The organism is Flavobacteriales bacterium (genome assembly GCA_013001705.1).
Classification (GTDB): Bacteria; Bacteroidota; Bacteroidia; order Flavobacteriales_D; family JABDKJ01; genus JABDLZ01.
In genome coordinates this window covers 1-9,084 of the sequence record JABDLZ010000218.1, presented here as the reverse complement: position 1 = coordinate 9,084, position 9,084 = coordinate 1, and the positions used below count along the sequence as shown (strand labels likewise).

Annotated in this window: 8 protein-coding genes; 3 read left to right on the top strand and 5 right to left on the bottom strand. The window is 48.3% G+C overall.

Translation table 11 applies throughout. The annotated features are described in order from the left end of the window. Window positions 1-621: alpha-amylase (locus HKN79_08945; GenBank protein ID NNC83692.1), on the top strand; the 621-nt coding region annotated here is incomplete at its 5' end. Between the two features lie 2 nt (window positions 622-623). Here the strand turns inward: HKN79_08945 and HKN79_08940 are convergent. From HKN79_08940 to HKN79_08930, 3 genes are read right to left on the bottom strand one after another with little or no spacing between them, the layout of a single operon-like run. Next, window positions 624-1,052: a DUF5606 domain-containing protein gene (locus HKN79_08940; protein ID NNC83691.1), complete on the bottom strand. Its 429-nt coding sequence runs from the start codon at window positions 1,050-1,052 to the stop codon at window positions 624-626. 30 nt (window positions 1,053-1,082) lie between these two features. Then, window positions 1,083-3,422 carry a S8 family serine peptidase gene (locus HKN79_08935; protein ID NNC83690.1) on the bottom strand — a complete coding sequence of 780 codons (2,340 nt, stop codon included), beginning with the start codon at window positions 3,420-3,422 and terminating at the stop codon, window positions 1,083-1,085. After that, entirely contained in the window at window positions 3,412-3,828 is a 417-nt protein-coding gene (locus tag HKN79_08930; GenBank protein ID NNC83689.1) for a type I restriction enzyme HsdR N-terminal domain-containing protein, read from the bottom strand. The genes HKN79_08935 and HKN79_08930 overlap by 11 nt, the downstream gene beginning before the upstream one ends. Window positions 3,829-3,875: 47 nt before the next feature. Here HKN79_08930 and holA point away from each other — a divergent pair, with 47 nt between their 5' ends. Together holA and HKN79_08920 are read left to right on the top strand one after the other, a co-directional pair. After that, window positions 3,876-4,880: a DNA polymerase III subunit delta gene (gene holA, locus HKN79_08925; protein ID NNC83688.1), complete on the top strand. Its 1,005-nt coding sequence runs from the start codon at window positions 3,876-3,878 to the stop codon at window positions 4,878-4,880. A gap of 99 nt (window positions 4,881-4,979) precedes the next feature. Continuing rightward, window positions 4,980-7,298: a TonB-dependent receptor gene (locus tag HKN79_08920; GenBank protein ID NNC83687.1), complete on the top strand. Its 2,319-nt coding sequence runs from the start codon at window positions 4,980-4,982 to the stop codon at window positions 7,296-7,298. A gap of 85 nt (window positions 7,299-7,383) precedes the next feature. Here the strand turns inward: HKN79_08920 and HKN79_08915 are convergent, their stop codons facing one another. Then, window positions 7,384-8,007 carry a response regulator transcription factor gene (locus tag HKN79_08915; protein ID NNC83686.1) on the bottom strand — a complete coding sequence of 208 codons (624 nt, stop codon included), beginning with the start codon at window positions 8,005-8,007 and terminating at the stop codon, window positions 7,384-7,386. 29 nt (window positions 8,008-8,036) lie between these two features. After that, on the bottom strand, window positions 8,037-9,071 hold the full coding sequence (locus HKN79_08910; protein ID NNC83685.1) for a sensor histidine kinase: 1,035 nt from the start codon (window positions 9,069-9,071) through the stop codon (window positions 8,037-8,039). Between the last annotated feature and the right edge of the window lie 13 nt (window positions 9,072-9,084).

The following is a 9,084-nucleotide window of genomic DNA, read 5'->3' as shown; positions in this document are numbered from 1 at the left end:
CTCTATCGCTGCCTTGCTCTGGACTTCCTCTATCCTGCCCCACAAGACTTGGTCACTTTTGCAGACAATCATGACATGGACCGCATCTATGCGCGCATCGGTGAAGACCTTGAACGATGGAAAATGGCCATGGCCTATCTGATGGTCACCAGAGGCATCCCTCAGATCTTCTATGGGACTGAGGTCCTCATCAGCAATGGAGATGATCCAAAACATGGAGTCATTCGGGCGGATATGCCAGGTGGATGGCCAGATGACCCAGTAAGCGCATTCACGGGAGAAGGACTGGATGAAGAACAGTTGCAGGCGCAAGAATACCTACAGTCACTACTGCAATGGCGAAAGGGGAAATCGGTCATACATACGGGTCACACCTTGCATTTCGTCCCTGAGGATGCTCAGGGCATCTACACACTCTTCAGATACGATGATGAAAATATCGTGATGCTGGTTCTCAATACCAGTGATGAGAAGAAGTCTATACCACTTGAAAAATACGATGAGCTTCTACAAGGGATCGAAGAAGGTAGGGATGTGCTGAACGATTCTGAGATCGACTTGAAATCAGGTGCGCTGAGCCTTTCAGCCGATAGTGTTCTTATTCTAGAAATGAATCACTGACATCACTCCTCCTCATCCTTGGACTCTGTATCGTCCTCTTCCATATCTTCAGGAGTCCATAGAGATTGCGCGATGAGCAAGTTGTACCATTTGAAGAGCTTGCGCATGTCTGCGTGACGTACTTCTTCTTTGTCGTAGTTGGGAACCACTTCTAGCATCTTGGCTTCCAATTCCTTCTCATCGGCCTTATGGCTGATGGTCTCTTTCCCGTCCTCTTTTTCATAGATGGACTTGAGCACATCGCCTAAAGGAAGATCCTCATCATAGGTGAAGATGCTGATGTCATTGAGGATGGAGAAATTATGTCTGACGAATATGGGCATACGCTTGCCCTCGGGTATCGACTCCACGATGACCCTTCCCGGGTTCTGTGCTACGATCTTGTATAATCCAGGTTTGCCTGATATGGTGAGAATCTCAGAAAGGTGCATGCCATTGATTTGGGCGCAAATGTATGGCAATCAATGTTTGATGAAAGGCCGTACTCGATTATTATTCTCCGTGATACCCCGTACCATATACAGTCCTTTGGCGAGGTCGGAAAGATCCAAGCGAACATTTGTTGTGATCCGTTCTCGGAGAATCAGATTCCCGTAGCTATCCATCAATTCTATGGTCATCGGAGATCGGACGCCTTGTACTGAGAGAACATCTTTCGTTGGATTCGGAGAAATGGTCCACTGCATCAAGTCCTGCTCGACCACATCAGTGACCAATAGGGTCTCAGAGAAGACCGAGCATCCGTTCTCATTGAACACCTCGACTTGATAGTCCCCATAATTCTCGAAGATGAGAACACTGTCTTCAGCCCCGGGAATGGCCATCCCGTCCACATACCATTGATAATCGACCCCTCCTGAAGCGATCAATTCCTCCCCAACTTGTTGAATTGTAGGTATGATAGCATCATAGGCCATCAGGCCGAAGCCATTGACCTTTCCATAACCCCAATACGGGTTAGGCACGGCCCCGGTATACTCATCCAGGGCAGAAGTCTGTATGACCGCTTCCTTGAAATCGGACCATCTGGCCTCCGGACATTGCTCCAAAAAGAGGGCGGCTAGACCGGCCAATACCGGAGATGCCATACTGCTACCTCCATTCCTGAAGTGCATTCCTCCGGGAGCCACTTTGAAAGGCTCATTCTGGATGAGATTCTCTAATTGTGGGAAGTTGCCCGTGCTCAAGGTCACGCTACCGGTGGCTGCTATGTCGGGTTTGTGCCTGCCGTCACGCGTAGGACCCGCGCTGGATGTGATGTAGATATCCCCATCTGTGCCTTCTACACTGGTGATGGTTCCGGTGTAGTCCAAGTAGGATGTACGGTTCATATAATTGCCCACAGTGATGACCTTATCACTGCATGCCCAAGAGCTTACCATGTGCATCAATCGATCGGGTGCGGTGAAATTCTCCATTTCAGCGATTCCTATGAGCTCGGGTATATCCTCAGCTTGGACCATATCGCTGGTTCCGAATGTGGATGTGCTCCATATGTCGTAGGCACCGGTCCCCGATCCTATCAGTCGATATATGTAATCGGAAGAATCCGGGTCACTGATATAGACCTGCATCTGCACCTGTTCCCCTTGGTATTGTGACCAGATCTGTGCGGTTCCTAATACCTCGTTGGATGCATTGCGAATGGGACGAAGTATCACCTGGCCTAAAGACTCTGAGTAATGAAATGAATCCGAGACTCCTCTGAAGCGTATGGAATCATCCAATATATCCCCTCCTAGACGGAACTCGATACCGCTCAGGTTTACACTATCAGCCCAAATGTCGAAGGACACGCGTGAACCTCCTACTACTGGGGAGTCCTCCACCTCGAACCACGAAAATGATGTATCTGATTGCAACTCTACTCCTAGATGGTAGGGGTCCAAAGCGTTGCTGTTACCTACGGCTGCCGCGATGATACGCCCCGGTTGTTCAAGTTCCGATTCGATGAAGAGCGCAGCCGGGTCATTGGCATCATGAGATCCATAGTAGGTACCTAGACTCATATTTATCACACAAGGTTTCTGATGCTCATCGGCCACTTCGAAAATATATTGTACGGCAAGCATGACATCGGCCAAGAAGCTGGTGGTGGTGAAATCAAAGGAGACGATGACCATATCGCTTTTGGGTGCAACGCCCATAAAATCATTCACGGCAGAGCCGTTACCACAGGCGGTGCCCGTCACGGTGCTTCCATGACCGAACCATATTGCCTGATCCTGATGCACAGCTAATCCTTGGTCGATCTCCTCTTGGGTCCATCGTGTACCGAAACCATAGGGTTCTGGGATATGCTCCTCGTCATATTCGAATGTGTGGTCCCACAACTCGAGGATCCGAGTGGTACCGTCCGGGTTCAGGAAATCGGGGTGATGTAATTCAACACCCGTATCGATCATCCCGATGATCACCCCTGCTCCTGTGTAGGCAGTATCCAATGGAGCAATCCCTTGTCGAATGGGGATAATATTGTTATTGTTGACCATCACATCGTTGAGCGGTCTACCTGTAGCGGTCTGGGTCTCGATGTATCCGATCTCCCCCTTGGACACCATCTCCAGGATCACCTCCTTGGTTGTGGACACCAGCTTGTAATCATCTACTTGGGTCAAGACCTTCAGATCACCTCGATCGGAATAACTTCTTAGGTCCTGTGTATCGATATCTATGATCACCCGCATTTCTTCATCTGACAATACGCGCTCATATGAGATGGGTAATTCTTTGATTCGCTGACCTATCGAGGAGATGGAGAGCAGCAGCAGGAGTGTGCAAACGATGACTTCAGACCGCATGATTCATCAATTCTTCATAATTAGGGATAGTACGCAAGGTCGAGATGCTGTCCGATTCCATGCTGATGTGAAGTATATGGGCATCTTCTCCATTGGTCAAAAGTAGATACGGAGCATCTAAGGACCGATTGTACATGGCTATTTGCGCCACGGTGCGCTGGTCAAGTGGAGAATCCTTTCGCTTGCACTCGATGACCATCTGAGGTCTTCCTTCAGTATCATGGATAATCGCATCAGCACGTTTGTTCATACCGTTGACCTTGACCACCTTCTCCACGACAAACCGTCCCTTGGGATAATGCAACTGATCAATCAAGAAGGTCAATACCCCTTGCCGCACCAATTCTTCGGGTGTCATGGCTACCCACTTGTTCCTGACGATACACTTGATCCTACCTTGACCCATTGTCGATAAATCGATGACGGTTTCCTTTGGATAAATTACGTGATTTGTTGGCAATGACATTCGATGCCCTCATAAAGGATATCCATAATGGAAAGCTGAGTCCAATATACCTGCTCCACGGGGATGAACCCTATTTCGTGGACCGAGTGAGTGAGACTTTGGTAGAGAAGGTACTCTCACCGGAAGAGAAGGAGTTCAATCAGAGCATCTTATATGGTAAGGACACCGATGTAAAAGACCTTATCAGCACGGCCAAGCGCTTTCCGATGATGAGCAAGTATCATCTGGTCGTATTGCGTGAGGCCCAGGATCTCAAAAAGGTAGAGGAACTCGAACCTCTCTTGCAGCAGCCTGTGCAGAGTACGATTCTGGTGCTGGCCTTCAAGAAGAAGGTGGATCAGCGCAAGAAATGGGTCAAGTCAGCAGCTAAGAACGGTGTGGTATTCAATAGCGCACGTATTCCGGAGTGGAAACTGGGAGACTGGGTCAAGAAGGAAGCCACCCGTAGGAAATTGGACCTGGATATGAAATCGGCCTCTATGTTGATCGAGTATCTCGGTGACGACCTACAGCGGATAAGCAAAGACCTCGACAAACTCCACATGCTTTGTAAGGATGGTCTGAGTGTTACTCCCAACATGATCCAAAAAGTGATCGGAGTCAGTCGGGATTACAACATCTTCGAATTACAGGATGCGCTGTTGACCAAGAATGTCTATAAAGCGCAGAAGATCGTCAAGTATTTCTCTGCCGACCCTCGCTCCCATCCCATCCAGCCGCTGATCGGTGCACTGTATGGCATGTACTCCCGTATGATCATCCTGCATGCCAAGCGCAGTTTCAATCCCGATACCGCTGCAGCAGTGCTGAAAGCCAAGCCCTTCTATGCAAAGAAGATACTGGCAGGTGCCAAACGCTACAGCTATGGAAGCTTGGTGAGAAATATCTCCATCCTACGCCAATACGATATGAAATCCAAAGGCGTAGGGTCCACCGGAAACACTTCCAATGGCGAACTGATGCGTGAAATGGTCTTCAAGCTCATTCATTGAGAATGTGATAAAGGACAACGATTGATTATAAACGGTCCGTACTCACCTCACGAATGGTCTATTTTTGCCTCCGACCCGAATCAATAAGCTACTCGGCCTATGCGTGCCTTAACACTTACGACCTTCTTTCTTATCCTATCCGGTTTTCTTTTCTCCCAAGATGCCACCATCCGGGGATTCGTCTATGAGAAGGATACGGGAGAGCCCGTGATCTTCACCAATGTATATCTGCAAGGTACTACCATAGGTGCTGCTACAGATGTCAATGGATTCTATCAGATCACCAAGGTACCTCCTGGCACTTACACGCTTATTGTGACCTATCTGGGCTATGATACGCTCAGAGAGAACATCACCGTTGCAGCCGGTGAGATAATGACCAAGAAGCTATTTCTGACCCAGTCGGCCATCAACATACGCACGGTCACCATCAGTGCTGAAAAACAAGATGCCCAGAACCAGGTCAAGATCTCGGTAGAGAAGATCACCCCCAAAGAAATCCAGTCATTGCCTTCACAGGGTGGAGAGGCCGATCTGGCCCAGTATCTCCAAGTACTTCCCGGTGTCGTATTCACCGGTGACCAAGGGGGACAATTGTATATACGTGGTGGTAGTCCCGTACAGAACAAGGTGCTGCTGGATGGGATGATCGTTTACAATCCCTTCCACTCGATCGGGCTCTTCTCGGTCTTCGATACGGATATCCTACGAAATGCTGATGTGTATTCTGGTGGATTCAATGCCGAGTATGGTGGACGAATCTCTTCTGTGATGGATATCACCACTCGTGATGGGAACAAGCAGCGGATTGCCGGTAAGGTGAGCGCATCGACTTTCGGTGCCAAGGCTCTCATCGAAGGACCTTTGAAGTCTCCCAGTGAGCCAGGTGGAGCCTCGAGCAGTTTCGTTCTATCGGCCAAGCGCAGCTATCTGGATAAGACCTCTAAATCCCTTTATTCCTGGATCAATGACGGAGAAGGTCTCCCCTTCATCTATCAGGATCTATATGGGAAACTGAGTTTCAACGGTTCCAATGGTAGCAAGGTCAACTTCTTCGGTTTCAATTTCCAAGATGAGGTATTCTACCAAGGTGTGAGTGACCTGAACTGGAACACCTATGGAGTGGGTGCCAATTTCGTACTCATCCCTGGGAATACACCTACGCTGATCGAAGGGAATTTCGCCTTCTCCGACTATGAGATCCAACTCAGTGACGTGACCCTCCCTCCCCGATCGAGTGGGGTGAATGGCTTCAATATGGGATTGAACTTCAAGTACTTCAGCGGGGACAATGAATTCAAATACGGATTCGAGGTACTGGGCTTCCAGACCAATTTCAAATTCAGTAATGCGATAGGTCTGGAGACCACTCAGGAAGAGAACACGACCGAGGTGGCCGGGTACTTCTCCTATAAACTCAAGGCCAAACGCTTGGTATTCGAGCCGAGTATACGCGGGCATTACTATGCTTCCCTGGCCGAATTCTCATTTGAACCCCGGGTAGGAGCTAAATACAACATCACCGACCAGATCAGACTGAAAGCAGCCGCTGGTCTCTACTCTCAGAACCTCATCGCTGCCAATTCCGACCGGGATGTGGTCAACTTCTTCTATGGCTTCCTGAGTGGACCAGAGGATCTACAGGAGAGCTTCGTTACAGAAGAGGGAGATGTAGTGGACCGAAAACATCGACTGCAGAAATCCATTCACTACGTGGCAGGTATCGAGTATGATATCACGCGCAATCTGGAGGTGAATCTGGAAGGGTATATCAAGGACTTCACCCAATTGATCAACACCAACCGGAACAAGATCTTCGAGGATGACATCAACAATACGGATGTCCCGGATGAATTGAAGAAGAATTACATCATTGAGACCGGCCTGGCCCAAGGAGTGGACCTCGTACTCAAGTATAAAGAGCGGGATTTCGATATCTGGGCAGTGTATTCATTGCAGAAGTCGGATAGATGGGACGGCATTCGTTCTTACGCACCGGTATTCGATAGACGACATAACGTCAACCTGATCGGTACCTATCGCTTCGGTAAGGAGAATAGCTGGGAGACCAACATCCGATGGAACTTCGGGTCGGAGCTGCCCTTCACTCCCAACAGAGGATTTGCTCAGCAACTCAGCTTCGGTGGAGAGATAGACGGAGACTATTATAATGAGAATCCCGATGAGGTATTCAATATACTGGGCGACCTCAACAGCAAACGTCTCACCCCCTATCACCGATTGGACCTGAATCTGAAAAAGCTGATCGACATCAATGAGCATCAGCAGGTGGAGGTCAATCTAGGAGTGACCAACATCTACAACCGGGAGAATATCTTCTACATCGCCCGTGATTCCTTCGAATTCGTCTATCAGCTACCTATCCTACCGAGTCTAGGTATCAGCTGGACCTTTTGATCTATCGAGAAAGAAGAATAGTGGTCGGTGACACGAAGGAGCACTGTTCATATGAATTGATCGTAAAGAAGATGTGCTGACATCTTCAAGAATGATTCAAGATCTCATTGACCTTGAACATGGCCTCTGTGCGATTACGCGCATTCAGCTTGGAGTAGATATTCTGTAAGTGCGTCTTGATGGTATTGATGCTCAAGAAATGAGCTTCTGCCAATTCCGCATTGGACTTCCCACTCTTCATGGATAGTAATATCTCGAATTCCCGCTCGCTCAATGGATCCACCAGATGCCGATTGGTATTCTCCAAGGTCAATGTAGCTGATCGCGGGTGTAACAGCAGATGATTGTTGAGCGCCATCTCCATACTTGTCAATAGGTCATGTTCGTCAAAGGGTTTGACCAAGTATCCTCCGGGGCGAGTCTCTTTGACCCGTTCGATGGTTCCCCGATCGGCATGAGAAGTAAGGAAGACAAAGGGGATATTGTTATGCTCATTGATGAATTGAGCTACCTCTATGCCATCCATCTCTCCGGCCAGTGTGATATCCAGCAGGGCTGCGTCCGGATCATTGGACTTGAGATAGTCCACTGCCTCTTCTCCAGAATGTACGATACCAGCTATCCCGAAATCCAACATTTCGAGATGCCCTGCGATATCCTCTGCTACTAGGGGCTCATCTTCTACGATCAGGATCTCGACTTTTTTCATATGGTTCAGGTTGGTTTGCTAATTATACTTCAGTTCACCAAATGGTAGTTATTGATTACCAATTTGACGGTGGTCCCTTTATCGGTGATGATCTCCCACTGCGCATCCAATTTTTTACTGAAGGCCTTGATCATTTTCATACCGAAAGAATCTTCAGAAGCTGCTTTCTTCTCCTCTGGTATACCTACTCCATTGTCAGCTACGGTAAGCCTCAAAGAGTCATCCACCTCTTTAAGTTCTACACGTATCTCACCCTGCCTATCACCCGGAAATGCATATTTGAGACTATTGGTCACCAACTCATTGAGGATCAACCCTATAGGTACGCTTGTATCTACGTCCATGAGGAGGTCTTCTACTTCGGTCTCTATACGCACACGGTCGGTATCCACGCGATAGGAGTTGAAGAGGCTATTGCTCAACTTGGTGATATAGGTCTGAGCGCTGATCCCTTTCAGATTATCCTCACCATAGAGGTCCTGATGAATGAGTGCCATACTCTTCACCCTCGCCCTACTCTCATTGACCGCCTTGAGCGCCTCCTTATCCTTGATTCCTCTACTCTGGATGCTGAGTATACTCGAGATCACCTGTAGATTGTTCTTGACCCGATGATGTATCTCACGGAGTAAGAGTTCTTTTTCGGTCAATGACTTCTCTATAAGTTCTTTTTGGGCCCTGAGTTTTCGATTGGTGCGCAACCTGGAAACAATGAAGATGAGAGCACCCAATAGAATTCCACCTCCAAAAATGAGGATCAGTCGATTGGTAGAGGTGCGCTGTTGCAGCAATCGGCTACTCAACTCGAGTTCTTGGTCCTTCTCTCGCATCTCATACTTGGTGAACATGTTCATGAGTTCCTTATCCTTCATGGCCTTGACCACAGAGTCGTTCAAGCTCAAAAGTTTCTCATGATAGTTCAGGGCCTCCTTGAACCTACCTGCTGCCTTTAAAAACTCGTACTTGGCTTGGTAAGCAGATATGCGTTTAGAGCGCGCACCATAGCTATTGCTGAGTGCTATCCCTTCATCGCAGAATGAAGATGCCGTCTGTAAGTTCTCCATTCCAGTGTGAATC

Bases quoted from the DNA above. Each gene is read 5' to 3' on its own strand.
- HKN79_08940 (NNC83691.1), bottom strand. From the start codon at position 1,052: ATGCACCTTTCTGAGATTCTCACCATATCAGGCAAACCTGGATTATAC.
- HKN79_08935 (NNC83690.1), bottom strand. From the start codon at position 3,422: ATGCGGTCTGAAGTCATCGTTTGCACACTCCTGCTGCTGCTCTCCATC.
- HKN79_08930 (NNC83689.1), bottom strand. From the start codon at position 3,828: ATGGGTCAAGGTAGGATCAAGTGTATCGTCAGGAACAAGTGGGTAGCC.
- HKN79_08920 (NNC83687.1), top strand. From the start codon at position 4,980: ATGCGTGCCTTAACACTTACGACCTTCTTTCTTATCCTATCCGGTTTT.
- HKN79_08915 (NNC83686.1), bottom strand. From the start codon at position 8,007: ATGAAAAAAGTCGAGATCCTGATCGTAGAAGATGAGCCCCTAGTAGCA.
- HKN79_08910 (NNC83685.1), bottom strand. From the start codon at position 9,071: ATGGAGAACTTACAGACGGCATCTTCATTCTGCGATGAAGGGATAGCA.